Origin of the sequence: Streptomyces virginiae, assembly GCF_000720455.1 — a bacterium.
Lineage (GTDB): Bacteria > Actinomycetota > Actinomycetes > Streptomycetales > Streptomycetaceae > Streptomyces > Streptomyces virginiae.
Map to the genome: position 1 here is coordinate 1 of NZ_JOAK01000045.1, position 25575 is coordinate 25575.

Genomic DNA, 25575 nt, shown 5'->3' on the forward strand with positions numbered 1-25575 from the left:
CCCCCGGACCCCGCCCCCGCTCCGCCCCGCGAGCAGGTAGCGTTGCCGGACGGTTCCGTACGGTCGGGCGAGTCGGAGAAGGAGTCCCGGTGACGCAGAGCGGACAAGGGGGCGCGCCGCAACCTGGTGCCCCGTGGGATCCGGACCCGGCGTCCGGGTATCCGGCGTACCCGGAGCAGCCGGAGCAGCCGCAGCAGCCGCAGCAGCCGCACCCCGGGGCCGCCTACGGCTACCCGCAGGCCTACCCCGCACCGCAGTCCGAGCCCGGGCACGTGGTCGGCCCCGGCTACGAGGGCCCCGGCGCACCGCACGGCTACGGCTATCCGCCGCTGCCCGAGGCCGTCACCCAGTACATCCCGCCCGTCCCGGCGACCCCCGACCACGCCGAGGCCGCGACGCAGTTCATCGCACCCGTCCCGGCGACTCCCGGGCACGACGAGGCCGCGACCCAGTACATACCGCCCGTACCGCCCGTACCGGCCGACCACGGCGAAGCCGCGACGCAGTACATCCCGCCGGTCCCGGCAGGCCCGGCAGCCCCCGCCGCCTCCGCCGTCGAGGGCTTCGACGGCCTCTTCCGGGGAGACGACTCCGCCGGTCACACCCAGCACCTGCCGCCCGTGCAGGAGCCCGTCCTGCGCGGCCGGCCGCCGCAGCGGCCCCAGCAACCGCAACCACACCCGCACCAGCAGCAGCAGTACGCCCCGCCCCCGCCCCCACCGGCGGAGCCGACCCGCAAGGTCTCGCCCGCGATCATCGGCGCCGTCGTCATCGGCCTCGCCGTCATCGGCCTCGGCGTCGGATCGCTGCTCGGCGACGGCAAGCCCCAGAACAACGACCCCGGCGCCGTCCCCGCCGCGCCGACCGCGAGCGGCGGATCCGCCGCGCCCGCCGGTGAGGCCCCGGTCGACCCGGCCCGCCCGCAGGCGGTCCAGCTGGACAAGCTCCTCGCGGACAGCAACGACAGCCGCGCCTCGGTGATCAAGGCCGTGGAGGACATCAAGGGCTGTTCCAACCTCGACCAGGCGTCCTCGGACCTGCGCGACGCGGCCCGTCAGCGCGAGGAACTGATCACCCGCCTGCAGGAGTTGAAGGTCGACAAGCTCCCCGACCACGCCAGGCTGTCCGCCACCCTGACCAAGGCCTGGCAGGCCTCGGCGGACGCCGACAACAGCTACGCCGCCTGGGCGGACGACGTCGACGACGACAAGTGCAAGGACGGCAAGGCCAAGGCCACCAAGAACGCCTCCGACGGCAACAAGTCGAGCGGCGAGGCGACCAAGGCCAAGGAGTCGGCCGCGACCATGTGGAACACGATCGCGGCCAAGTACGGACTCACCAAGCGCGACAAGTCCCAGCTCTGACCTCCGGCCCCGTCAGGCCGTGCGCGGGGCCTGTACCAGCGTCGGCGTCATGTCCAGGGGCTGCTCACCCGGCTGCGCCACGAGCCGCCCGGACTGGACGATCTGGAAGGTGACCTGGCCGTTGACGATGCGGGGGAAGCCGGCGACGGCCCGCATGTCCTGGTAGCGCCAGCTCAGGTCCGGGGTGAGGCCGCCGGTCTTCACGGGCTGGGACTCGTTCAGCGACCGCTTGATCTTGCGGGCGTCGATGCTCTCGCCCTTGTCGAAGCGCTTCACGATCTCGCCGAGCACCGTGTACGCGATCCAGGTGGTCTGGGCCCCGCTGTCGTCGGGGTCGACGGTGTCGTCGCCGAAGGCGAAGTCGGTGACGACCTTGCGCATCGGCTCCCAGAGGGGATCGGACGCCACCGGGTACCAGCTCGTGAGGTACGCGCCCTCGAAGGGGCTCTCCCGGCCGCCCGTGCGGTCCACCAGGGACTGGCTGACACTGCCCAGCACGGAGGAGATCTGCGGCTTCTTGCGCTGCGGCTCGGTGCGGCGGAAGGCGTCGAAGAACGTCTCGGTGCGCTCGCCGAGGACCGCGGTGACGCAGCCCTTCTCCTTTTCCTTCTCCTTGCCGGAGCCGGTGGTGTGCGCGATCGCCTCGCCGGCCTGCGGCTTGAAGTCGGCGGAGTCCTCGGCGGCCCGGATGTCGGAGGCGTCGGCCATCTTGTTGGCGCGCAGTCCCGCGTTGAGCAGGACCGGCAGGGTGTCGCCCGCGAGGGTGTCGGGGCGGACCAGGGCCACCTGGTTGCAGGCACGGCTCAGCTGGTGGCCGGCGCCGGCGATCAGGACGGGCTGGCCGCCGTTGACGGGGTAGGAGAGCGGGGACTGGAACTCCTCGGAGGAGACTCCGTAGCCGCCGATGAACGGGATGCCCTCCGCCTCCAGCGGGGCCATGAAGGCGCGTCCGTGCTGGCTGTAGGAGCCGACGACGGCGACGGCCTTCTCGGCGACGGCCTTGCGGGCGCAGTCGGCGGCGCCGCTGGGCGTGTTCTTCTCGTTGCAGGTCAGTACCCGGAGCCTGTGACCGTTGATGCCGCCCTTGGCGTTCACCCAGCGCTCGTAGGCCTTGGCCATGCCGGTCATGCCGGGCATGTTCGTGGCCTTGGTCGCCTCCGGCGCGAAGGTCATGACGGTGATCGTTTCCCCGGAGCCCCCCGAGCCCCCGGGTAGCGTCCCGCACCCGGCCACGAGGCAGGCCCCCATCGCCGTGGCCACGAAGGTGCGCGAGAGGGATGCTGCACGTCGCGAGATGGTCATGTCCATGCACCATTCCGCCCCACAGGTAACTGTCGAGTGAGATGGACACAACATCGGGTGACGTCGCGGTGAATTACGGGGGTGCTGTCACTTGCAGGCGCTTCAAGATCGCACTGAACAGGAACGTACGATCGAAAGCGTGACATTCGCCCAAGGTTCGAAGAACTCTTCCAAACGCGGCGGCCGCTCCTCCACCATGGGCGGCATGCCCCTGAACGACATGCCGTGGTGGCGCTGGCGCAGCAACGTGCGCTCGGCGCTGCACATGCTTTCCGACCCGGCCTTCCACGAGGACACCTGGCTGGCCGGCGACGAAGGGTACGGCGACGTCACCGACGCCGTGTACCGGCTCGTCGAGGACACGTGGCTCGACAGCTGGTCGGCGGAGAAGTACGTCGGCACGATCTTCCGCGACTCGCAGGAGGCGGCCCTCGTCGACCTCGCCGTGCTGCGCGTGCTCCGGATCCTCCACCAGGTCGGCCCCGACGCCCCCGTCTCCGTCTACCTGGAGCACCACGCGTGGCCCGAGGCGGTCCGTGCCGCGCGCGAGGCGCACGTACGGCTCGCGCAGGCCGACGGGGACGACCCGGACGTACGCCCCACCTCGCTGGAAGTATTGAAGATCCTCACCCGCGCGGTGTGAAAGGCTGTGCGGTCATGAGCGACCCGCACAACGAGGCCCAGGCCCAGCAGCAGCCCCAGTACGTCCTGACCGTGTCCTGCCCCGACAAGCAGGGCATCGTGCACGCCGTGTCGAGCTACTTGTTCATGACCGGCTGCAACATCGTGGACAGCCAGCAGTTCGGAGACCGGGAGACCGGGCTCTTCTTCATGCGGGTGCACTTCGAGGCCGAGCCTGCGGTGACGGTGGAGAAGCTGCGGGCGAGCTTCGCCGCCATCGGCGAGTCCTTCAAGATGGACTGGGAGATCCACCGCTCCGAGGAGCGCATGCGGATCATCCTGATGGTGTCCAAGTTCGGGCACTGCCTCAACGACCTGCTGTTCCGCTCGCGGATCGGGGCCCTGCCGGTCGAGATCGCGGCCGTGGTCTCCAACCACACCGACTTCGCCGAGCTGGTCGCCTCGTACGACGTGCCGTTCGTGCACATCCCGGTCACGAAGGACACGAAGGCCCAGGCCGAGGCGCAGCTGCTGGAACTCGTACGCGCCGAGAACGTCGAGCTGGTGGTACTGGCGCGGTACATGCAGGTGCTGTCCGACACCCTCTGCAAGGAGCTGAGCGGGCGGATCATCAACATCCACCACTCGTTCCTGCCGAGCTTCAAGGGCGCGAAGCCGTACCACCAGGCGCACGCGCGCGGTGTGAAGCTGATCGGCGCCACCGCGCACTACGTGACGGCGGACCTCGACGAGGGGCCGATCATCGAGCAGGAGGTCGAGCGGGTGGGCCACGAGGTCACCCCGGACCAGCTGGTGGCGGTCGGCCGCGACGTCGAGTGCCAGGCGCTCGCGCGCGCGGTGAAGTGGCACAGCGAGCACCGCGTCCTGCTGAACGGCTCCCGCACGGTGGTCTTCGCCTGACGGGCGCCTCACGTCGAACGGGCCGCGCCCCGGCCCGGCCCGGCCCGGCCGTGACCGGCTCGCGGTTCGGGGCCTGCGGCTCGCGGCGCGTTCGGCCGGTGACCGACGGCCCGTGACCCACGGCCGGTGACCGGTCTGCGCCCGGCCCGCGGTTCGCCGGGGCCGGGGCCGTGGCCGGGGCCGTGGTGTGCCGGGGCGCGGGACGGCGGGACCCGCCCCGGTCCTGGTCCTGGTCCTGGTGCCGGTCTTGGTCCCGCTCCTCGTCCTCGGCCGGTCGCACGGCAGCACCAGGTCGGGCCGCCTGTCCTTCACCGCTGTGCGGGCGGCGTGGCTTCGGGCGGTCCACCCGGTTCGTGCGAGCTCGCCGTAGGCGTTACGCGTCCGGGGCCTCCACCCCGCAGTACCCGGCGAAGGCCGCCAGGATCTCGTCCTCAGAGATGCGGCCGTCGCCGTCGGTGTCGAGGCCCAGCGCCACCTGCTCGGCCAGCTCGGGCGCCGTGCCGAGGACGCGCAGCACCCGGGCCGCGGCCGGCGGCGTCGCGCCGAGGCCGTCCTCGTCCGCCACCGCGATCACGGCCCGCAGGAACGGCCGCGCGATCTCCGCGAACCGCTGCGGGTTGTCGCGCAGCCGCTTGGCCGCCCCGGTGATGAACTCCTCGCGGGACACCCGCTGGTCCCCGTCGACGTCCGCGATCCCGGCCATTCCCTGCCAGAACGCCTCGGCGCCGCCGAAGACGGCCTGGCCCTTCTCCGACCGTGCGGCGGTACCGAATTCGGCCAGGACGGCCTTCGCGGCCGCGCTGAAGTCCTCCCGGTCGATGAAGCCGGACCCGTCCTGGTCGAAGGTGGCGAATCGGGCGGCGATCTTGCGCTCGTATTCTGCGCTGTCCATATGCGGCGTTCCACCTTCACGTTGCGTGGGGTTCAGATCAAGACAAGGCAGGAGCGTAAGGCCTAGTTGGCCTGCACGTTAAGCGAAGCGGTCAAGCAGGCGGCCGCATCGAACCCGCGCACGGGGAGCGCGGCGGGGCGCGTACGCGTGTACCCATGTGCCCTCGGCCGCACCACCGTTCACGCCCTGCAACGCCCCTATCACGCAGGGCCCACTTCCGAGGGGAGCTTCGTCCAAAACAGGCGCGATCCGCCATGTGCCCACTACATTCGATGCGTCGACACACGGCTGGGGGCACTTATGCCGAAGGACGTACCACCGCGCTGGGACCGCCGCATGCAGCAGCGCCTGGCCCGCGGCGAGGCCGCCGCGCTCGGTGAGCTCTACGACCGCTTCGCCTCGCTCGTGCACAGCCTGGCGCACCGGGTGCTGGGCGACGAGAAGGCGGCGGACCGGATCACCCGCGAGGTCTTCGGCTACATCTGGGAGAATCCGGACGCCTACGACCCCAAGCAGGGCTCCATGCGCTCCTGGGTGGCCCGCATCACCCAGGGCCAGGCGGTGGCCCGGCTGCGCCAGGCCGAACTGGGCCGGGGCTCCCGCGAGGAGCTGGAGCAGAAGGTGCGCAGCGCCAACGCCGCCGCCCGCGCGGACTACATCGTGACCTCCATGCCCGCGCCGCTGCGCGCCGCGCTGGAACTCGCGTACTTCAAGCGCCGCGACTACCGCCAGGCCGCCGCCGACCTCCAGATCAGCGAGGACGAGGCGCGCCGCAGGCTGCGGCTCGGGCTCCAGCTGCTGTCGACCGCCAACGCCCTCCCGCAGGAGGACGCCGCCCAGCCCGGTTACGGCCCGCGCGAATACGGAACACCCCGATGAACGGCCCCGCCCAGTCGCCCGACGACGGATACGAGCGTCCCGGCGGCCAGGCCCGGATACCGGGCCCGCGCGGGGCCGCCGACGACCTCGACCCGGGACACGCGCCGCGGCCGCTGCCGTTGTCGCTGCCGCAGGCGCCGCCGTCACCGCCGCCCTCGCACGCCGTGCTGAAGTCCCTGCTCGGCGCGTGGGCGCTGGCCGCCTGCTCGGCCGAGGAGACCCGGGCGGTGGAGGACCACCTCACCGAGTGCGCTCCCTGCGCGGAGGAGGCGCTGCGGCTGCGCGACGCGGTCGGGCTGCTGCACCCGGAGGAGACCCTCGACCTCAAACCGCTGCTGCGCTCGCGCGTGCTGGAGGACTGCCTCGGCAAGCGGCCGGCCCGCATTCCGGTGCCGGCGTGGGCGAGCCCGTACGACACCGAGACCGCGCGGCTCGACGCGCTGCTGCAGGACTTCGGCGACTCCGAGTGGCACACCCCGGTACGCCTGAAGTGGTTCGAGGAGGAACGGCGCCGGTCGCAGCGGACCACGGTGGCCGGCGTGATCGGCCACCTCCTGACGGTCGACGGGCTGATCGCCACCGCGCTCGGGCTGGACGATCCGCTGGGATCGGAGGCGCCGCCGGGCGGCCCGACCGTACGGACGGAGTACTTCTGGGGCGCGTCGTCGTATCCGACGACGCGCCAGGTGCGCGAGCCGTGGCGGGAACAGGGGCACACGCTGGTCCGTACGGTGTCCTTCGCGGGGCGCGGTGTCGCCGAACTCGCCGTGGACTACGGCGGCTTCGCACTGCCGCTCGGGGACGCCTTCCTGGAGCGGGCCTTCGAGCGCTGGGTGCACGCGTGGGACATCGCGGACGCGGTGGACTACCCGTACGAGCCGCCGTCCGGGCCGCACCTGCACCGGATGATCGACCTGGCGGCGCGGATGCTGCCGGGCGCACTCGCGCAGCGGCGACGCGCGGGCCTGGCGGCCCCGGCGCGCGGCCTGGTCGCGGCGGGAGCGCCCGGGCGGACCCTGCACCTGGAGATCGAGGGCGCGGGTGGTGGCGGCTGGGACATCGCGCTGGACTCGCCGGGGGCGAAGCCGTCGGTGGAACGCACGGTGGCGGAGATCGCCCTGGACGGCATCGAGTTCTGCCAGCTGGCGGCCGGCCACATCTCGCCGGAGGACGCGGCGGTCGGCCAGCACGGCGACCGCGAGGCGATCCGCGACGTCCTGTTCGCGGCGGCCTCCCTGAGCCGCTTGTAGGGGGTACGGGGCGGGGCGCGGGGGCGGGGGCGGGGGCCCCGCCCCCGGCGGCGGTGGAGCGGAAGCCGGTGGCCGGCTGGGCGGGGTTTCGGTGAGGCCGATCCACTCGGGCGGGATCAGGGATGGTTTGGGGGTTTCCCGTCAGTCCCATCGTCTCTCCGGGCCGTGCCGGCCCCTCAAGGGCGCTCCCTGCGGTCGCGTCGCTTCGCGATGGCCTTCGGCCACCCTTGACCGCCCGTCCCGCCCCGGACATACGAGGACAGCCGGGAAGCCCCCGAAGGAACGGGCCGGGCATCGATCATGAGACGGGGCGTCGCAGATGCCCGGGCGGAGCCCGGGGCGCCCCAAATCGCCACGCGCTCCTGCACGAGGGCGTCCGCGAACCCCTGTGGCTGGGCATAAGCCGCCATCGATCGCTACGCGCTCCTGCACCACGCGTCTGCGGTCCGTCTGAGGCCGGTCATAGGCCGCACAGGTCGCCCAGTGGCCCCGCCCCCCTACGCGTATCGCTCGCGCAGTTTGTATTTCAGGACCTTGCGGAGGGCTTCGTTGCGGGGGAGGGGGGTCAGGAGTTCCAGTTGTTCCGGGAGTTTGTGGGTGGCCAGGCCTTCCGTGCGGAGATAGGCCGTGAGTTGGGGGAGGGTGAGGGGGGCGGCTCCCTCGGGTTGTTCGATCACCGCGCAGACGCGTTCGCCGCGGATCTGGTCCGGGAGGCCGATGACCGCTACGTCCGCGACGCCCGGGAGGCGGTGGAGGAGGTCTTCGATCTCCTTGGCGGAGATGTTCTCGCCCTTGCGGATGATGACGTCCTTGCTGCGGCCGGTGAGGACCAGGTAGCCGTCGTGGGTCAGGTGGCCGAGGTCGCCGGTGATCAGGTAGCCGTCGTGGTCGAAGACCTCGGCGGACCGGTCCCGGCCCAGGTAGCCCTGGCAGACCGCCTCGCCGCGCAGGCGCACCTCGCCGTCGGTGCCCGCGGGGAGCAGGGTGCCGGCGGGGGTGGTGATGCGGATGGACATGCCCTCCGGGGGCCGGCCCTCGGTGGTGGCGAGGTGCTCGGTGGTGTCGTCCGGGGCGCCCATGGTGATCATGGGGACTTCGGTCATGCCGTAGCCGTGGGTGAGCTGGCAGCCGAGTTCGCGGACCACGGCGTGGTAGATCTCGGGCGGCTTGGGGGCGCCGCCGCCCGCGAGGAGGCGGAGGGTGGGGATGAGGGGGACGTCCGGGGCCTTGCGCTGTTCGGTGAGGAACATGGAGTAGAAGGCGGTGGATCCGCCGGCGACGGTGACCCCGTGGCGGCGGTAGCCGTCCAGGGCGTCCGGCATCGCGAACTTCTCGAAGAGGACGGCGGGGAAGCCGTAGAGCAGCAGCATCACGGTGTAGTCCGGGCCGGCTATGTGGGCGTAGGGGAAGGCCATCGAGCCGACGTCGGACGGGGTCAGGTGCAGGGCGTGGGCGAGGCAGGAGCCGCCGGCGATGAGGGAGCGGTCGGTGTGCAGGACGCCCTTGGGGTCGGAGGTGGTGCCGGAGGTCCAGTAGATCCAGCGGACGTCGGTGCCGGAGGCGGGCGGCGGGGGCAGTACGGCCGGGTCGCCGTCGGGGAGGGAGGCGTAGGCCTCGAAGACGCCGCGGGCGCCGAGCCGCCGGGCCATGGCGGGGTAGTCGTGGCCCCGCCACACTCCGGGTATCGCGAGGAAGTCGGCCTTGGCCTCGCGGAGTGCGAAACCGACCTCGCGGTCGCGGTAGAAGGGGATGACGGGGGTCTGGACGGCGCCGATCCGGGCGAGGGCGACGCAGAGCAGTACGGTCTCGATGCGCGTGGGGAGCTGCCAGGCGACGACGGTGCCGGGGCGCACGCCCATGTCGTACAGACCCGCGGCGACGCGTTCGGAGCGGTCGCGCAGTTCTCCGAAGGTGAGCGTGCGGTCGGCGGTGGGGTCTTCGGCGGCTTCGATCAGGACGGGGGTGTCCGGGGTGAGTGCGGCCCGGCGGGTGATGAGTTCCCACAGGGTGCGGGAGCGGCTCAGTTCTGTCGCGGTCGCGGTGTCCGTCATCCCAGACCTCTCTTCGGCCATCGGCCAATAACTGACGGTTAGTCAGATCTGGCGCAGAGCGTAGAGCGCCGACGCTTGTCGGTCCAGGGGTGGCGGGGCTAGCTTGTTTCTGACGATCCATCAGATCGGCACGGGATCGGCACGGGATTGGCACCGGATTGGGGAGCCCATGGAACTGCCTCGGATCATCAGCGTCGACGACCATGTGATCGAGCCCGCGCACCTGTTCGACGTCTGGCTGCCCGCCAAGTACCGCGACCGCGGCCCCAAGGCGCTCACGGCCGGCATCGGCGAGCTCCAGTACACGGGCGGCAAGTACGTGATCTCCATGGACCCGGACGGCCCCCCGACCGACTGGTGGATCTACGAGGACCTGAAGTTCCCGTACAAGCGCAACATCGCCGCCGTCGGCTTCGACCGCGACGACATGACGCTGGAGGGGATCACCCGCGAGGAGATGCGCCAGGGGTGCTGGGACCCCAAGGCGCGCCTCGCCGACATGGACCTCAACCACGTCGAGGCCTCCCTGTGCTTCCCGACCTTCCCGCGCTTTTGCGGTCAGACCTTCGCCGAGGCGCACGACAAGGAGGTCGCGCTCGCCTGCGTGCGCGCCTACAACGACTGGATGGTCGAGGAGTGGTGCGGCGACAGCGGCGGCCGGCTGATCCCGCTGTGCATCATCCCGCTGTGGGACATCGACCTGGCGGTGGCCGAGATCCGGCGCAACGCCGCCCGCGGGGTGCGCGCCGTGACCTTCTCCGAGATCCCGACCTACCTGGGGCTGCCGTCGATCCACTCCGGCTACTGGGACCCCTTCTTCGCCGTCTGCCAGGAGACGGGCACGGTGGTCAACATGCACATCGGGTCCAGCTCGCAGATGCCCGCGGCCTCCCCGGACGCGCCGCCCGCCGTACAGGCGTCGCTCAGCTTCAACAACGCCATGGCCTCGATGATGGACTTCCTCTTCAGCGGGGTGCTCGTGAAGTTCCCGACGCTCAAGCTGGCCTACAGCGAGGGGCAGATGGGCTGGATCCCGTACGCCCTGGAACGCGCGGACGACGTGTGGGAGGAGCACCGGGCCTGGGGCGGAGTGCGCGACCTGATCCCCGAGCCGCCGTCGACCTACTACTACCGGCAGATGTTCTGCTGCTTCTTCCGCGACAAGCACGGCATCGCCTCGCTCGACGTCGTCGGCCGCGACAACGCGACCTTCGAGACCGACTACCCGCACGTGGACTCGACCTTCCCGCACACCAAGGAGGTCGCCCTCGACCATGTGCGGGGGCTGGACGAGGAGACGGTCTACAAGCTGATGCGCGGCAATGCCATCCGCATGCTCGGCCTCGACATGGACAAGGACCGCAGCAAGGGCACGGGCCGCTGATGGACCTGACGTACACCGACGAGGAGCGGGACTTCCGGGCGCGGCTGCGCGAGTGGCTCGCCAAGACCCTCCCCGAGCTGCCCGCCCGGCCGTCCCCGGACGACTGGCCGGGCCGGCGCGCCTACGACCTGGGCTGGCAGCGCAGGCTGTACGAGGCCGGGTACGCCGGGCTGCACTGGCCCGTGGACGCGGGCGGCCGCGGCGCCACCCCGACCCAGCACCTGATCTTCCTGGAGGAGACCGAGCGCGCCGGCGCCCCGTACGTCGGCGCGAACTTCGTCGGGCTGCTGCACGCCGGCCCGACCATCGCCGCCGAGGGCACGGCCGCGCAGCGGGCGCGCTGGCTGCCGCCCGTACTGCGCGGCGACGAGGTGTGGTGCCAGGGCTTCAGCGAGCCGGACGCCGGCTCCGACCTGGCCTCCCTGCGCACGCGCGCGGTCCGAGACGGCGACGACTACGTGATCACCGGGTCGAAGATCTGGACCTCGCACGCGGAGGTCGCCGACTGGTGCGAGCTGCTCGTACGCACGGACCCCGAGGCCCCCAAGCACCGCGGGATCTCCTGGCTGGCCATGCCGATGGACGCGCCGGGGGTGACCGTACGGCCGCTGCGCACGCTCGCCGGGTCGACGGAGTTCGCCGAGGTGTTCCTCGACGAGGTGCGGGTCCCGGTCGCCGACCGGGTGGGCGCGGAGAACGACGGCTGGCGCGTCACCATGGTCACCCTGTCCTTCGAGCGGGGCACCGCCTTCGTCGGCGAGGTCGTCGCCTGCCGCCGGACCCTGGGCGAGCTGGCCCGTACGGCGAAGGCGAACGGCCGCTGGGACGACCCGGCGCTGCGGCGCCGGCTGGGCAGGCTGTACGGCGAGTTCGGCGCGCTGTGGCGGCTGACGCAGTGGAACGTGAGCGAGGCCGAGCGGTCGGCGGGCGGGGTCCCCGGCATCGGCGGCTCGGTCTTCAAGCTGGCCTACTCGCACGCCCGCCAGGAGCTGTACGACGCGGCGGCGGAGGTCCTCGGGGCCGCGTCCCTGTCCCTGGAGGAGGAGTGGACCCTGGACCGGCTCTCCTCCCTCTCGTACACGATCGCGGCGGGCACCTCGCAGATCCAGCGGAACATCGTCGCCGAGCGGATCCTCGGCCTCCCGAAGGGCCGGTGAGCGGGATGGACTTCCGGCCGACGGAGGACCAGCGGGCTCTGCGGGCGGGCGTACGGGCCTTGCTGGCGGGCCGGTACGGGCGGGAGGCGCTGCGCGCCTCGGTGGACACGGGCGTCGCGGTGGACCGCGGGCTGTGGCGGGAGCTGGGCGAGGCGGGCTTCTTCGCGCTGCGGCTGCCGGAGTCCGAGGGCGGTGTGGGGCTGGGGCTGCCGGAGGCGGTGCTCGTCTTCGAGGAGGCCGGGCGGGCCCTGGTGCCGGGGCCGCTGGTGGCGACGCACCTGGCCGCCGGGGTGGTGCCGGGGGCCGCGGCGGGGACGGCGGTGGTGACCGCCTTCGACCTGGGCGGTGACCTGGTCGCCCACCTGGGGGAGGCGGACGCGGTGCTCGGCGCGGCCGGGCTGCCGGACGGCGAGCCGGTGCGCGCGGCGGACCCGCTGACGCCGCTGCACCGGGTTGCGCCGCACCGGGTTCCGCGGCGCGGTGACGTCGGCGCGTACGTGGCGGAGGGGGCGCTGCTGACGGCCGCGCTCCAGGTCGGGAGCGCGCTGCGGACGGTGGAGCTGGCGGTGCGCCACGCGGGCGAGCGCGAGCAGTTCGGGCAGCCGATCGGGGCGTTCCAGGCGGTCAAGCACCTGTGCGCGCAGATGCTGGTGCGGGCGGAGGTGGCCCGTACGGCGGTGTACGCGGCGGCGGTGACGGGCGGGGCGGGGGAGGTGGCCGCGGCGAAGCTGCTGGCGGACGGGGCCGCCGTCGACAACGCCCGGGACTGCCTGCAGGTGCACGGCGGGATGGGCTTCACGTGGGAGGCGGACGTGCACCTGCACCTGAAGCGGGCCTGGGTGCGGGCCGAGCAGTGGCGGACGGCGGCGGAGGCGGAGGAGCTGCTCGCGGAGGAGCTGCTGGACTCGGCGGGGTAGCCCGCCGGCCCCGGGTGGGGCGGTCCGGCCCCGGGTGGGCGGTCCTGCGCGGTGTGACGGGTGGGGCGAGAGGGGTACGGGAGGAACACCGCGGGACGCATGTCCGATTACAGAGAGTTGATATCGCTTTGTGTCCTTCGCCCGCCCCATTACGGCCCGGAGTCAGGGGCCTGCTCCGGTACGCTCCGACGAATGCGAGCGATTGAGCGGCGGGAGCGTCGCACAGTATGCACCACGCCTACTCATTCGCGCGGGAATATGCCCGAAGCGCTTGTTGTGGTGACTGTACGTCAACCATGCTGCTACGCAAGGGGGTCACGGTTGGTGACCCCGCCCCGTCGCGAGGCGAAGTGTCCGCCGGTTCGGATGGTGTGAGCGGTGCAGGTGCTTCAGGTTCAGTTGGAGGTAGGCGCGGATCCCGCCGAGGTCGGCCGGGCCCGCCGGTGGGCGCGGTCGCGGCTGGCGGGGTCCGGCATAGGGGACGACGAGCCGCTCGCCGAGACGCTGATCCTGCTGATCTCCGAGCTGGTCACGAACGCGGTCGTGCACACGGGCTGTCCGGCCGTGCTGCGCATGCTGTTCGGGGGGCCGGGGGTGCGTGTCGAAGTGGCCGACGCGAGCGACCGGGCGCCGGCCCGCCGGCAGGCCTGCGGAGAGGACACGGGCGGGCGCGGCCTGGAGCTGGTGGACGGCCTGGCCGACCGGTGGGGCTGGCAGCGCGAGGGCGCGGGCAAGCGGATCTGGTGCGAGATCGACCGCGCGCGGAAGGCGGAGTCGGACGCCGCGACGGGCGGTGCCTCGGCGGACGCCTCGTGCTGCACGCCGGAAGTTCACACTCCCGTGCGGGAACCGCGCTTGTACCTCTAACGAGGTGTTGACGGTTCGTCACCTGTTGATCACCCTGGTGTGGAGCGATTCGACGCGAGGGGACGCCAAGGACACGCCTTGACGAGTGCGGGTCGCGGGGTGGCGGCTGCCGTGCCGCGCTCGGGGCGTGCATGCGCGCCGCCGCCACCCGCAGCACACCGCGGCGCGCTCCGCGGCCCGGCGGTCCGGGTGGCGGAGCGCGGCGGGCGCCGGGCGGAGGTCAGCCGTCGGTGCAGATCACGTCGTAGGGACGGCCCACCGAGATGGTCAGACGGATCGGATCGGTGGTGCCGGAGGGGCACTCTTCCTTCGTCTTGACCAGGCCGAGGACCTTGAGCGCGCCCGAGCCGCCGCAGGGGACCTCCTTGGCCTGCGAGGTCACGCAGTCGCCCTTGACGAGCTGGCCGCCGCCGGCGCCGGCGTCGCCGGGGTGTTCGTTGGACAGGTTGCGGCCGCAGACCGTGTTGGTGGGGATACCGCTCGACTTGCCGCCGTTGTAGGAGATGCTCACCTCGATCATCACGTCGGTGCCCGCGGGGCACTGGATGGAGCCCGGCAGGATGCTGGCTTCCTTGATGTCGATCGCCTTGAAGCTTGCGCCGGAGTCGGAGCAGCCCGTCCGCTTGTAGGCGTCGGCGCCCTTGGAGGCGTCGGGTCCACCGCAGTCGCCGACCTTCCAGGCGCTGGAGGTGTCGGAGGAGGACTCGGGGGACCCGGGGTCCTTCGCCGTGGGCTTGGCGGAGGGGGAGGCGGAGGCGGAGGTGGAGGTGGACGACTTGCCCTTGTCCGCGCCGAGCACCTTGGAGGCGCCGTAGGCCCCGCCGACGACCAGGGCCAGGACCAGGAAGACGACGAACTTGTTGCTCCCGCGCCGCTGCGGGGCCCCCGGGGTGAACGGCGGCGGCTGCGGCGGGGGCGGGGACGCCTGGTACGGGTTGGACATGCGCTTCTCCAGTGCTGAGGGTGGTGAGGAGCGGGGGGTGACGCGAGAACGGTGACGCGTCATGGACACAACATGGTTCCACCCGGTGTGGCGCCCGGGCCGCCGGGGTCGCCCCGCCCCTCGCCACCTGCGGGGACGGGTCTCAGAGGACGGCCACCGGGGCCACGGGGGTGCCGGTGCCGCCCACGAAGGGCTCGGGCATGGCGGAGAGGAGGAAGGCGTACCGGTTCTCTTCTGCACAGGCTGTGGACAGTTTTTCGAGGTCCCAGTTCTGGCCCTGGTGCATGCCCATCTCCACCAGGTCGAGGGCGTGGACCGGCAGCCACAGGTTCTCGATCTCCGGCGGGAAGATCTCGAAGGTCAGGGTGTCGTTCGCGACGGCCGCCACGTCCCGCGCGTGGAACCACTCCGGGGTGCGGACGGACAGCCCGGGCGACGGGAAGCCGTAGCCGTGCTTGTCGCCCGCCAGGTAGACCTGGATCTGGCCGGTGCGGACCAGGACGACGTCGCCGGCGCGGACGGTGACCCGGCCGAACTCCTCGGCCTCCGCCAGGTCCGCCGGGGTCACCGCGTGATCGCCCGGCAGACGGTCCAGTCCCTTCGCGCGGGCCACGTCGAGGAGCACCCCGCGCGAGACGATGGGGGTGGCCTTGTCGATGCCGCTGAACTCGGCCCGGCCGTGGGCGGTGATGGTGCCGGCGGGGCGGCCGTTGTAGATCCGGCCCGAGTGCGAGACGTGGGTGAGGGCGTCCCAGTGGGTGCCCGCCTGCAGGCCCATGCTGACGGCGTCGTCGCTGCACGCCACGGTGCCCGGCCCGAAGAGCTCCTGGTTGATCTGCACCATCGTGTGCAGCGGGTTGATCCGGCCGGGGATCATGCCGACCTGGACGCCGTCCTCCTTGAGCGGCAGCGCCAGGGGGATGCGGCGGCCGCTGCGGATCTCGGCGGCCGCACTCCGCACCACCTCGTCGGTGATCAGGTTCAGGGTGCCGATCTCGTCGTCGGCGCCCCAGCGTCCCCAGTTGTTGACGCGCTTGGCGATGTCGTGGAACTCGGCGGGCAGGGTCATGGGCGTCGACAGCTCCTCGCATGGATGCGGATGCGGATGTGGATGCGGTAACGGGGGCTTGTGCAGGTGCATCTGACTACCCATAGAATCTAACGGTCCGTCAGAAAACGCGGGAAGGGGCCGACGTGGGGAACTTCTTGGCAGGCAAGGTCGTCGCCGTCACCGGCGCCGGCCGGGGCATCGGACGGGCCGTGGCACTCGCCGCGGCCGCCGAGGGCGCCAAGGTCGTCGTCAACGACTACGGCGTCGGCATCGAGGGCGGAGAGCCCACGAGCGAGATCGCCGACGGCGTCGTGAAGGAGATACAGGCCGCCGGCGGGGAGGCCGTCGCCGTCGCCGACGACATCTCCACCATGGCGGGCGGCCAGCGCATCGTCGACGTCGCGCTCGCCCGGTACGGGCGCATCGACGGGGTCGTCTGCGTGGCCGGCATCCTGCGCGAGCGGATGCTGTTCAACATGTCCGAGCAGGAGTGGGACCCGGTGGTCGCCACCCACCTCAAGGGCACCTTCACCGTCTTCCGCGCCGCCTCCGCCGTCATGCGCCGCCAGGGATCGGGCACGCTGATCGGCTTCACCAGCGGCAACCACCAGGGTTCGGTCGCCCAGGCCAACTACAGCGCCGCCAAGGGCGGGATCATCTCCCTCGTCCGCTCCGCCGCCCTGGGCCTCGCCAAGTACGGGGTCACCGCCAACGCCGTCGCACCCGTCGCCCGTACCCGCATGTCCGCGAACGTCCCCATGGAACTGAAGGAGATCGGCGAGCCCGAGGACGTCGCGGCGCTCGTCACCTACCTGCTCTCCGACAAGGCCGTGGCCGTCGGCGGCGAGCGGATCACCGGACAGGTCTACACGATCGCCGGCCCGAAGATCGCCGTGTGGGCGCAGCCGCGCGAGCTGCGCGCCGGATACGCCGAGGGCTCCTGGACCCCGGAGAAGATCGCCGACTTCCTGCCCGGGACGGTCGGCACCGACCCGATGCCGATGCTGGCGCAGCTGGAGGCCATGGCCAGGGCGGCGGCCGCCAAGGACCGCCCCAACGCCTGACGAGGGGGGAGCGGCGTGGACTTCAGCTTCGGGGCCGAGGACGAGGAGCTGCGCACCCGGGCCCGGGCGTGGCTGACGGAGCACCTCGTGGGCCCCTACGCGCAGGCCGTCGGCCTCGGCGGGCCGGGCAGCGAGCACGAGGGGGTGCAGGCCCGGCGGGCCTGGGAGCGGGAACTGGGCCGCGGCGGCTGGATCGGGCAGGGCTGGCAGGCCCCGGAAGGGGCGTACGGGCAGCGGCGGCTCTCGCTGACCGGGCAGGTGGTGTGGGCCGAGGAGTACGCGGCGCTGCGCGCCCCCGGCCGGGTCGGGCACATCGGGGAGAACCTCCTCGCGCCCACCCTCATCGCCTACGGCAGCCAGGAGCAGCAGCGGCGCTTCCTGCCCGCCGTCGCGCGCGGCGAGGAGCTGTGGTGCCAGGGCTACAGCGAGCCGGGCGCCGGCTCCGACCTCGCGGGCATCCGCACGGCCGCCGTGCGCGACCCGGCCGACGGGCTGTTCCGCGTCACCGGGCAGAAGATCTGGACCTCCCTCGCCCGCGACGCCGACTGGTGCTTCGTCCTGGCCCGCACCGAGCCCGGATCGCGGCGCCACCGGGGGCTGTCCTTCCTGCTCGTACGGATGGACCAGCCGGGCCGCGTGGAGGTCCGGCCGATCCGGCAGATGTCGGGGACCTCGGAGTTCAACGAGGTGTTCTTCGACGGGGCGGTGGCGGCGGAGGTCGTGGGCGGCGAGGGCGACGGCTGGACCGTGGCCATGGGCCTGCTCGCCCTGGAGCGGGGCGTCTCGACACTGGTCCAGCAGATCGGCTTCGCGGCCGAGCTGGAACGGGTCCTCGGGCTGTACGCGGCGTCGGCGAAGGCTTCCGGCGCGCCGGCCGACCCGGTGGTCCGCGACCGCCTCGTACGGCAGTGGGCCGAGCTGCGCACCATGCGGTGGAACGCGCTGCGGACCCTGGGCGCGCAGGGGGATCCGGGCGCGCCGAGCGTGGCCAAGCTGCTCTGGGGCGGCTGGCACCGGCGGCTCGGGGAGCTGGCGGTGGAGGTGCGGGGGGCCGCGGCCGCTGCCGGGCCCGCGCAGTGGGCGCCGGACCTGCCGTACGAGCTCGGACTCGACGAGGAGCAGCGCCTGTTCCTGTTCACCCGCGCCGACACGATCTACGGCGGTTCGGACGAGATCCAGCGCAACATCATCGCCGAGCGCGTGCTCGGCCTGCCTAAGGAGTCCAGGTGAGAGGCGTCGTGTTCGACGGCAAGCAGGCCCAGGTGGTCGACGACCTGGAGATCCGGGATCCGGGGCCGGGGGAGGTACTGGTCGCGATCCGGGCGGCGGGCCTGTGCCACAGCGACCTGTCGGTGATGGACGGGACGATCCCGTTCCCGCCGCCGGTGGTGCTGGGGCACGAGGGCGCGGGGGTCGTGGAGGCAGTCGGCGAGGGCGTCACGCACGTGGTGCCCGGCGATCACGTGTCGCTGTCCACGCTGGCCAACTGCGGGGCGTGCGCGGACTGCGACCGGGGCCGGCCGACGATGTGCCGCAAGGCGATCGGGATGCCGGGACAGCCGTTCTCGCGGGGCGGCAAGCCCCTCTTCCAGTTCGCGTCGAACTCCGCCTTCGCGGAGCGGACGATCGTCAAGGCCGTGCAGGCGGTGAAGATCCCCGCCGACATCCCGCTGACGTCGGCGGCGCTCATCGGCTGCGGGGTGCTGACCGGGGTGGGGGCGGTCCTCAACCGGGCGCGCGTCGACAACGGCGAGACGGTGGTGGTCATCGGCACCGGTGGCATCGGGCTGAACGTCCTCCAGGGTGCCCGGATCGCGGGGGCCGCGACGATCGTGGCGGTGGACGCGAATCCGGCGAAGGATGCGGTGGCCCGGCAGTTCGGGGCCACGCACTTCATCGACGCGTCCGCGGTGGCCGACTCGTCGGCGGCGGTGCGCGAGATCCTGCCGACCGGTGCGGACCACGCCTTCGAGTGCGTGGGCAACGTCAAGCTGATCCGCCAGGCCGTCGACCTCCTCGACCGGCACGGCCAGGCGGTGCTGCTGGGCGTGCCCGGCTTCAAGGAGGAGGCGTCCTTCCTCGTCTCGTCGATGTACCTCGACAAGACGATCATGGGTTGCCGGTACGGGTCCTCGCGCCCGCAGCGCGACATCGCGCTGTACGCGGAGCTCTACCGGCAGGGCAGGCTGCTGCTGGACGAGCTGGTGACCGAGGTCTATCCGGTCGAGGACTTCGCCAAGGCCGTCGACGACGCCCACCACGGGCGGGTGGCGCGCGGGGTGCTCACCTTCTGATCCGCGTCCGGTACGACGACTGCCGGTCCGCCCCCCGGGGGTGGACCGGCAGTCGTCGGTTGGGCAGCACCCTCAGTCGGCGAGGCGGCCGAAGCGGCCCTTGTGGAAGAGCAGCGGATCGCCTTCCCCGGCCGCGCCCATGGCCACGACCCGGCCCACGACGATGAGGTGGTCCCCGCCGGTGTGGACGGCGTGGATCCGGCAGTCGATCCAGGCGGGCACGGCGTCGAGCTGCGGTGAACCGGTGACCGGGGCCGGGGTGTGGGTCACTCCGGAGAACTTGTCGGCGCCGCTGACGGCGAAGGACCGGCACAGCTCACCCTGTTCGGCCCCGAGGATGTTGACGCAGAACACCCCGGCGCGGGCGATCCGGGGCCAGGTCGTCGAGGTGCGGGCCACCATGAAGGTGACCAGGGGCGGGTCCAGGGAGAGCGAGGCGAAGGACTGGCAGGCGAAGCCGGCCGGCCCGTCCCCGTCCCCGTCCTCGCCGGGCGGCGCGGTGATGACCGTGACCCCGCTCGCGAAGTTCCCCAGCACCGCCCGGAATTCGGCGGGGCCGACCGGCGCGCGCTCGTCCTCGCCGACGGCCCGCAGGTCGGGACGCGGCAGGGCGTCGACGGACTCGGGTTCCCGCTGCGCCGGGGCGGAGGTGGGGGAGCCGACTGACCTGAGGTATCGGACGACGGTGGCCGCCATCCCTGCATGTCCCATCACATCTCCGATTGAAGCTGACGGTTCGTCAGATTGGAAGGGTGGTACGGGTTTCGACCTTGATTGAACACGTTCAAGGGAGGGTGTAGGGTCCGGAGTCAGAGTGTTGAACATGTTCAAGCGGGGGGTGGGTGCGGTGGCGCGGACGGCATGCGGTCCCGAGGAGGAACAGGCTTCGTGGTGGTCGTCGGCACCGGGTGCGGAGGCCGTGTTCGCCGGGGAGGCGATCGTCGCCCTGACCTTTCTGGTCGCCCTGCCCGGCTCCGGCGACAGCTATGGCCAGAGAGGCTGGGGAGCGGGCGTGCTCTTCGGGTTCGTGATCGTGTCGGGAGTGTCCGTCCCGGTGCTCCTCTGCCTCGGTGTCCTGCACGCCGTCGTGTTCACCCGGCCGGCCCTCGCCCTGGCCCGGCGGACCGGCCGGGGCGTGGCCGCGGTGGCCTGGCTCCTGTCGGCGTCGGCCGCGTCCGCCCTGGTGGTTCGGTGCGCCGGAGCCCCGTACGCGAGCGCCCTGGCCTGGATCGCGGGCATCGGTGTGCCGCCGCTGCTGGTGGCCCATCTGGCGCTCAGGGCGGGAACACGGCCCGGCACGGTGGTGGCCAGGACGAGTGTTGCCACTCCCGTGCTCGTCCTCGTGGCCCTGGCGGCCGTGAGCGGCATGAGCGACGCCGGTGCCTTCGACACCTACGAGCCGCCGAGCCTGGAACGCGCCGCATACGTCGGTGAGTGGCGCGGGGAGGGCGATGAGGTGATCCGGCTGTACGAGGGCGGAGGAGCCGCCGTCGAACGCGTGAAGGCGAGCGGCTTCGGCGGCAACGGTGCCGCCTGCACCGGCACCGGAACCTGGACGGCACGGGCGGAGGACCCCCGGTACGGCACGCGGGCCGGCGTGGAGATCGACGTACCCGGCTGTTCCCGATGGGGAGAGACCTGGGAGGTGTCAGGCACCGCGGCGCGTCCCGAGCTCTTCCAGTGGATCGGCGACCCGGACACCGGGGACCTGCGGATCCTGCGCCGCACCGGCGCGGCCACGGCGACGCACCCGCACGGGTGAATCCGGCCGGGCGGGCGGCTCCGCGGGCCCGGCCGGGGGAGGAGGCTCGGCATCGTGGCTGCGACCCGTACCGCCGCCGTACCCCGGAGGGCACATGCTCGGCACCGACTTCCGTACCGGATCACCCAACTGGCTCGACCTCGGCAGTCCCGACACCGGCGCGGCCGCCGCGTTCTACGGGGCCGTCTTCGGCTGGGAGTTCGTCTCCGCCGGCCCCGAGGCGGGCGGGTACGGCTTCTTCCGGCAGGACGACAAGACCGTCGCCGCGCTCGGGCCGCTCACCGAGGAGGGCGCCCGTTCGGCCTGGATGCACCACTTCATGACCCCCGACATCCGGGCCACCACGGAGGCCGTCCGGGCCGGTGGCGGGACGGTGCGGATGGAACCCATGGACGTCATGGGAGAGGGGTGGCTGGCGCAGTACACCGACCCGCAGGGCGCCGAGTTCGCCTGCTGGCAGCCCGGGAACACCGAGGGCTTCGGGGTGGCCTCCGCCGAGAACACCCTGGTGTGGGCGGAGCTGCACGTACCGGACCCGGTCGCGGACATCGCCTTCTACGCCGGACTGTTCGGGTGGCGGCACGCCGAGATGCAGACGCCCGGGATGACCTACCGGGTCCTGAGCACCGCCGACGGCGACCAGGAGGACGCCTCCTTCGGCGGGGTCGCCCCGCTCGGCGAGGGCGCGGGCGACGGCCAGGAGGCGCGCTGGGTGCCCTACTTCCACGTGGCGGACGTCGACGCCACCATCGCCCGGGCCCGGGACAACGGCGGCACCGTCCTCATGCCCGCCGCCGACGTACCGGACGTCGGGCGGATCGGCTGGCTCGCGGACCCCTCCGGCGCGGTCTTCGCCCTGCTGAAGCCCGACCCGCGGATGTAGCCCGCCGAAGGGGCCGCGGTCAGCGGCCGAGGTACTTGGGCGTGCGGCGCTCCACGAAGCTCGCCACGCCCTCGTTCGCGTCGGCCGTGGTCATGTTGATCTCCTGAGCGGTGGCCTCGGCGGCCAGTGCGGCCGCCCGGTCGCCGTCCAGGGAGGCGTTGACCAGCTGCTTCGTCATGGCGAGGGCCCGCGTGGGGCCCTGGGCGAGCCGCTCGGCCCACTCCCGGGCGGTGTCCTGGAGCTCCTCGGCCGCCACCACCTTGTTGACCAGGCCGAGCCGTGCGGCCTCGGCCGCCGGGACGGCGTCACCGAAGAACATCAGCTCCTTCGCCTTCTGCGGGCCCACCAGGCGGGGCAGCAGGTACGCGCCGCCGCCGTCGGGAACCAGGCCGCGGCGCACGAACACCTCGATGAAGCGGGCCCCTTCGGCGGCGATGACGAGATCGCAGGCGAGGGCGAGGTGCGAACCGATGCCGGCGGCCGTGCCGTTGACGGCGGCGAGCACCGGCTTCTCGCAGTCGAGGACCGCGGTGATCAGGCGCTGCGCGCCGAGGCGGATCGTGCGGGCCACGTCCCCGGCGACGCGATCGCCGCCGCCGGGGCCGGTCGCGGGGCCGGTCGTGGAGCCGGTCGCGGGACCGCCGCGCAGATCGGCGCCGGCGCAGAAGCCCTTGCCCGTGGCGGTGAGGACGACCGCCCGCACCGCGGGGTCGGCGGAGGCGTCGGCGAGCAGCGCGATGACGCGTTCACGCTGGGCCCAGGTGACGGCGTTCATGGCCTCGGGGCGGTTGAGGGTGATCCAGGAGACGCTGTTCTCGGTGCGGTGCAGGACGGTGTCCTCGGGGGCGGTGGGCACGGGGGCTCCGTTCGTGGTCGGTGGTCGCGGCCGTGCCCTCGAACGCCGGGCGGGGCCCGGCAACGGAGGCGGCGGCGCCCCGTGGGGTCAGCGGCAGATGGCCAGGGCGTCCAGGGCGACCGCGCCCTGGCCCCGGGGGAGCACCATCAGGGGGTTGATGTCCAGCTCGGAGAGTTCGTCGCCGAACTCCAGGGCCATGCGCTGGATCCGGAGGATGACCTCCACCAGCGCGTCCACGTCGGCCGGGGGCGCCCCCCGGACGCCCTCCAGGAGGGCATGGCCGCGCAGCTCCGTGAGCATCGCGCGGGCCTGGTCCTCGCCGAACGGCGGGACGCGGACCGCCGCGTCGTGCAGGACCTCGACGAGGACGCCGCCCAGCCCGACGGTGACGGTCGGGCCGAAGAGGTCGTCCTGGGTGACCCCGACGACCATCTCCACGCCGCGTTCCACCATCTGGCAGACCAGGATCCCGTCGAGCGGGACGTTCTCGTAGCGGGCGATGTCGGTCAGCTCCCGGTAGGCGTCGCGGATCTGGCTCGCGGAGGTCAGGCCGATCTTCACCAGGCCGAGTTCGGTCTTGTGGCCCAGCTGCGGGCCGGAGGCTTTCATCACCACCGGGTAGCCGACCAGCCCGGCCGCGCGGACCGCCGCCGCCGCGCTCGTCACCAGCTGCTCGCGGGGCACGCGTATCCCGTAGGCGCGCAGGAGCTGCTTCGCGGCGTGCTCGCTGAGCTGCTGTCCCGGCCGCATGAGGGCCTGCGCCTTGCGGTACGAGGGTGACGGCGTGCGGGGCGCGTCCTCGAAGGGGGAGCGGTAGCCGGCGGTGAAGCGGTGGTGGCCGAGGTAGGCGCGTACGGCGGTGATGCAGTTGCCGAAGGTGCGGAAGGTGGCCACGCGGGATGAACCGAGGAGGGTGGTGCGGTAGGCGTCCTCGGTGCCGACGGGGGAGCCCCAGATCACGCAGATCAGCTTGTCGGTCTGCTCGGCCGCGTCCACCAGGTCCTGGGCGAGCTTGTCGCTCATCGGGGGGAAGGGGCCGGTGATCGGGCAGATCAGGACGCCCACTTCAGGGTCGGCGAGGATCGCGTCGATGATTTTCCGGCCGCGCCAGTCGCCGACCGGGTGGCCGCCGTTGTCGACGGGGTTGGCGACGTTCAGGTACGGCGGGATCCACTGGTGGAGTTCGTCCTGCTTGGCCTGCGAGAGGGCGGGCAGGGTCAGGCCCGCCTCGGTGGCCAGGTCGGAGAAGTGGGCGCCGGTGCCGCCGGAGATGGAGTACACGACGACGCCGTCGGCCTTGGGCCTGCGAGCCCGGGCAAGGAGGGCGGCCGTGTCCTGGAGCTCGTCGAGGCCGTCGACGCGGATGACGCCGAACTGGCGCATGGCGGCGTCCACGACGGTGTCGGCGCCGGTCAGCTTCCCGGTGTGGGAGGCGGCCGTGCGGGCGCCGGTCTCGGTGCGGCCGACCTTGACGGCGACGACGGGGACGCCGTTGCGGGCGGCCCGGTCGGCGGCGAGGAGGAAGGACCGGCCGTCCTTGAGGCCCTCGACGTAGCAGGCTATGGCGCCGACCTCGGGCCGCTCGGCGAAGTAGGAGATGAAGTCGGAGGTCTCCAGGTCGGCCTCGTTGCCGGTGGGTGCCCAGTGGGACAGCCGGATGCCCAGTTCCTGGAGGGTGTAGAGGGGTCGGCCCTGGTGGCCGGACTGGGTGATCAGGGCGATCGCCGGGCCGTCGAGGTCGTCGCGGAACTCCTCGAAGGCGTTGAGGTTGGTGTTGGGTCCCAGCAGGCGCAGGCCGGAGCGCCGGACGGCGGCGGCGAGGCGTTCCTGGGCGGCGGCTCCGGCCCCGCCGGTCTCCGCGAAGCCGGAGGCGAAGGCGACGGCGAACTTCACCTTGGTGTCGGCGAGTTCCTCGATGACGGGCAGCGGGTCGGAGACCAGCAGGACGGCGAGGTCCACCTGTTCGGGCAGCTCGGCCACGGACGCGTGGCAGGCCAGCCCGAAGACGGTGGTGCGGCTGGGGTGCACGGGGTGGATCCGGGCGCCGACGCGCTCCGCCCAGGCGATGAGCTGGCGGGTGATGCCGGTGTTGGGTCTGCCCTCGGCGTCGGAGGCGCCGATGACGGCCACGGACTCGGGCCGGAAGAACCGGTCCAGGTCGGGTACGTCGGCGTGCAGCGGCCGTCCGCTGACGTCCACGGGGACCGCGTCGTCGGCGGAGGGGGCCGCCGACGAGTGGACGGCCGCCCTGGGGGTCTCCCCGCAGGCCTCGACTCGTGCGCGGAAGTCGGTGGTGAGGGTGCCGTGAGTAGATCCAAGCATCGTTCCGCCCGCTCCTGCTCGATGAACCTCGATGGAACTCGATAACTGACGTGCAGTCAGATTACTGAACTGACGTGCCGTCAGGAACAGGGCTGCGCAGGAAAGCTGGTGGAGGTGATGTGGTGAACGGTGGCAGACGCCGCCGGACCCGGTCCAGAGTGCACTTCAGGCCGAGATCAACCGCCCGCGGCCCGGGTCGGCGCGCTCGCCGCCCGCGGCCCTGGATGTTTCCCCGCAGCGGTGTGATCATCTACCGCATGACTGCTGTCCGAAAGGCCCATGCCGCGTAAGCGGCCGAGCGCGTTGCGCGCACGACTGTCCCTGCCGCAACCGATGTACGCGGGCACCGACCACTGTCGGAGCCGCCGGCCGCCCATGCCGTGGCCCACCCGGATCGACCGGCTCTCCTCCCGTACGGTCGCCGCGATCCACCGCGAGGAGTCCCGGCGCCCGTACGACGAAGGGCTCTGGCCCGGGGCGACGGCGACGGCCCTCGCGACCTGTCGCTCCTTCCTCGCTCTTCCGGGCCGCCGGCTCTACCTGCAGCGGGACTACTGCGCCTGCGAGCAGTGCGACCTCCGCAACGACATCGCCGTGGCCCGGGACCTCCTCGAACTGACCGTCCACAGGCTTCCGCCCTGGCCGCGCCGGGAACTGGAGGCCCTGCTGGCCTGGCTGGACGGGGAGCTGTGGCGCCGGACCGTGCCCGACCCCTTCGCCCACCGGCAGCCGCACCGCACGGGAGCCTGGTGGCACCGGCGGCTCTACGACCTGGACCACCTGCTGTGACGCGCT

23 protein-coding genes are annotated in these 25575 nt (G+C 72.5%); 15 read left to right on the top strand and 8 right to left on the bottom strand.

From position 1 onward, the window contains the following. Positions 1 to 89: 89 nt before the first annotated feature. Complete coding sequence (locus IG86_RS0135885; RefSeq protein ID WP_051785602.1) at positions 90 to 1364, top strand: hypothetical protein; 1275 nt, start codon at positions 90 to 92, stop codon at positions 1362 to 1364. Between the two features lie 12 nt (positions 1365 to 1376). Here the strand turns inward: IG86_RS0135885 and IG86_RS0135890 are convergent, their stop codons facing one another. Next, complete coding sequence (locus IG86_RS0135890; RefSeq protein ID WP_030902463.1) at positions 1377 to 2666, bottom strand: ABC transporter substrate-binding protein; 1290 nt, start codon at positions 2664 to 2666, stop codon at positions 1377 to 1379. A 196-nt stretch (positions 2667 to 2862) separates the two neighbouring features. Here IG86_RS0135890 and IG86_RS0135895 point away from each other — a divergent pair, with 196 nt between their 5' ends. Continuing rightward, positions 2863 to 3309 carry an SCO4402 family protein gene (locus tag IG86_RS0135895; protein WP_030902465.1) on the top strand — a complete coding sequence of 149 codons (447 nt, stop codon included), beginning with the start codon at positions 2863 to 2865 and terminating at the stop codon, positions 3307 to 3309. Positions 3310 to 3323: 14 nt separating this feature from the next. Beyond that, positions 3324 to 4208 carry a formyltetrahydrofolate deformylase gene (purU, locus tag IG86_RS0135900; RefSeq protein WP_030666169.1) on the top strand — a complete coding sequence of 295 codons (885 nt, stop codon included), beginning with the start codon at positions 3324 to 3326 and terminating at the stop codon, positions 4206 to 4208. 373 nt (positions 4209 to 4581) lie between these two features. Here purU and IG86_RS0135905 read toward each other — a convergent pair whose 3' ends face one another. After that, positions 4582 to 5100 carry an EF-hand domain-containing protein gene (locus IG86_RS0135905; RefSeq protein ID WP_030666172.1) on the bottom strand — a complete coding sequence of 173 codons (519 nt, stop codon included), beginning with the start codon at positions 5098 to 5100 and terminating at the stop codon, positions 4582 to 4584. 300 nt (positions 5101 to 5400) lie between these two features. Between IG86_RS0135905 and IG86_RS0135910 the strand changes: the two genes are divergently transcribed. Continuing rightward, positions 5401 to 5979 carry a sigma-70 family RNA polymerase sigma factor gene (locus IG86_RS0135910; RefSeq protein ID WP_030666174.1) on the top strand — a complete coding sequence of 193 codons (579 nt, stop codon included), beginning with the start codon at positions 5401 to 5403 and terminating at the stop codon, positions 5977 to 5979. Next, positions 5976 to 7229 carry a zf-HC2 domain-containing protein gene (locus IG86_RS0135915; protein ID WP_030902466.1) on the top strand — a complete coding sequence of 418 codons (1254 nt, stop codon included), beginning with the start codon at positions 5976 to 5978 and terminating at the stop codon, positions 7227 to 7229. The genes IG86_RS0135910 and IG86_RS0135915 overlap by 4 nt, the downstream gene beginning before the upstream one ends. A gap of 497 nt (positions 7230 to 7726) precedes the next feature. Here the strand turns inward: IG86_RS0135915 and IG86_RS0135920 are convergent, their stop codons facing one another. Beyond that, positions 7727 to 9280: an AMP-binding protein gene (locus IG86_RS0135920; RefSeq protein WP_030902467.1), complete on the bottom strand. Its 1554-nt coding sequence runs from the start codon at positions 9278 to 9280 to the stop codon at positions 7727 to 7729. Positions 9281 to 9449: 169 nt separating this feature from the next. On the opposite strand from IG86_RS0135920, the gene IG86_RS0135925 reads away from it, so the two are divergent. From IG86_RS0135925 to IG86_RS0135940, 4 genes are all read left to right on the top strand, one after another. After that, positions 9450 to 10664, top strand: coding sequence for an amidohydrolase family protein (locus IG86_RS0135925; RefSeq protein ID WP_030833542.1), 1215 nt, complete (start codon positions 9450 to 9452; stop codon positions 10662 to 10664). Then, positions 10664 to 11821: an acyl-CoA dehydrogenase gene (locus tag IG86_RS0135930; RefSeq protein WP_030902468.1), complete on the top strand. Its 1158-nt coding sequence runs from the start codon at positions 10664 to 10666 to the stop codon at positions 11819 to 11821. Before IG86_RS0135925 ends, IG86_RS0135930 begins: the two co-directional genes overlap by 1 nt. Positions 11822 to 11826: 5 nt before the next feature. Next, a complete protein-coding gene (locus IG86_RS0135935; RefSeq protein WP_030902469.1) occupies positions 11827 to 12738 on the top strand; it encodes an acyl-CoA dehydrogenase family protein in 912 nt (303 codons plus the stop codon). 378 nt (positions 12739 to 13116) lie between these two features. Further along, entirely contained in the window at positions 13117 to 13605 is a 489-nt protein-coding gene (locus tag IG86_RS0135940; protein WP_030833550.1) for an ATP-binding protein, read from the top strand. A 220-nt stretch (positions 13606 to 13825) separates the two neighbouring features. Here the strand turns inward: IG86_RS0135940 and IG86_RS43360 are convergent, their stop codons facing one another. Together IG86_RS43360 and IG86_RS0135950 are read right to left on the bottom strand one after the other, a co-directional pair. Continuing rightward, complete coding sequence (locus IG86_RS43360; RefSeq protein ID WP_045937331.1) at positions 13826 to 14548, bottom strand: hypothetical protein; 723 nt, start codon at positions 14546 to 14548, stop codon at positions 13826 to 13828. A 142-nt stretch (positions 14549 to 14690) separates the two neighbouring features. After that, positions 14691 to 15617, bottom strand: a complete 927-nt coding sequence (locus IG86_RS0135950; RefSeq protein ID WP_030833552.1) for a cyclase family protein — start codon at positions 15615 to 15617, stop codon at positions 14691 to 14693. Positions 15618 to 15742: 125 nt separating this feature from the next. Here IG86_RS0135950 and IG86_RS0135955 point away from each other — a divergent pair, with 125 nt between their 5' ends. The 3 genes from IG86_RS0135955 to IG86_RS0135965 are packed head-to-tail and all read left to right on the top strand — an operon-like array spanning position 15743 to position 18957. Continuing rightward, positions 15743 to 16663: an SDR family NAD(P)-dependent oxidoreductase gene (locus tag IG86_RS0135955; RefSeq protein WP_030833555.1), complete on the top strand. Its 921-nt coding sequence runs from the start codon at positions 15743 to 15745 to the stop codon at positions 16661 to 16663. 15 nt (positions 16664 to 16678) lie between these two features. Next, positions 16679 to 17893: an acyl-CoA dehydrogenase family protein gene (locus tag IG86_RS0135960; protein WP_030902470.1), complete on the top strand. Its 1215-nt coding sequence runs from the start codon at positions 16679 to 16681 to the stop codon at positions 17891 to 17893. Continuing rightward, positions 17890 to 18957 (top strand): Zn-dependent alcohol dehydrogenase, encoded by a 1068-nt coding sequence (locus IG86_RS0135965; protein WP_030902471.1) that lies wholly within the window; start codon positions 17890 to 17892, stop codon positions 18955 to 18957. Before IG86_RS0135960 ends, IG86_RS0135965 begins: the two co-directional genes overlap by 4 nt. A gap of 72 nt (positions 18958 to 19029) precedes the next feature. Here IG86_RS0135965 and IG86_RS0135970 read toward each other — a convergent pair whose 3' ends face one another. After that, positions 19030 to 19653, bottom strand: coding sequence for a flavin reductase family protein (locus tag IG86_RS0135970; protein ID WP_030833565.1), 624 nt, complete (start codon positions 19651 to 19653; stop codon positions 19030 to 19032). Between the two features lie 127 nt (positions 19654 to 19780). On the opposite strand from IG86_RS0135970, the gene IG86_RS40380 reads away from it, so the two are divergent. Together IG86_RS40380 and IG86_RS0135980 are read left to right on the top strand one after the other, a co-directional pair. Then, positions 19781 to 20719, top strand: a complete 939-nt coding sequence (locus tag IG86_RS40380) for a hypothetical protein (RefSeq protein WP_157854977.1) — start codon at positions 19781 to 19783, stop codon at positions 20717 to 20719. Between the two features lie 94 nt (positions 20720 to 20813). Next, entirely contained in the window at positions 20814 to 21602 is a 789-nt protein-coding gene (locus IG86_RS0135980) for a VOC family protein (protein WP_030833571.1), read from the top strand. 19 nt (positions 21603 to 21621) lie between these two features. On the opposite strand, the gene IG86_RS0135985 is transcribed toward IG86_RS0135980, so the two are convergent. Both IG86_RS0135985 and IG86_RS0135990 read right to left on the bottom strand, forming a co-directional pair. Next, positions 21622 to 22458: an enoyl-CoA hydratase/isomerase family protein gene (locus tag IG86_RS0135985; RefSeq protein WP_030902475.1), complete on the bottom strand. Its 837-nt coding sequence runs from the start codon at positions 22456 to 22458 to the stop codon at positions 21622 to 21624. 87 nt (positions 22459 to 22545) lie between these two features. Continuing rightward, positions 22546 to 24780: an acetate--CoA ligase family protein gene (locus IG86_RS0135990; protein ID WP_030833577.1), complete on the bottom strand. Its 2235-nt coding sequence runs from the start codon at positions 24778 to 24780 to the stop codon at positions 22546 to 22548. Positions 24781 to 25155: 375 nt separating this feature from the next. Between IG86_RS0135990 and IG86_RS0135995 the strand changes: the two genes are divergently transcribed. Next, positions 25156 to 25569: a hypothetical protein gene (locus IG86_RS0135995; RefSeq protein ID WP_051785603.1), complete on the top strand. Its 414-nt coding sequence runs from the start codon at positions 25156 to 25158 to the stop codon at positions 25567 to 25569. The last annotated feature ends 6 nt before the right edge of the window (positions 25570 to 25575 follow it).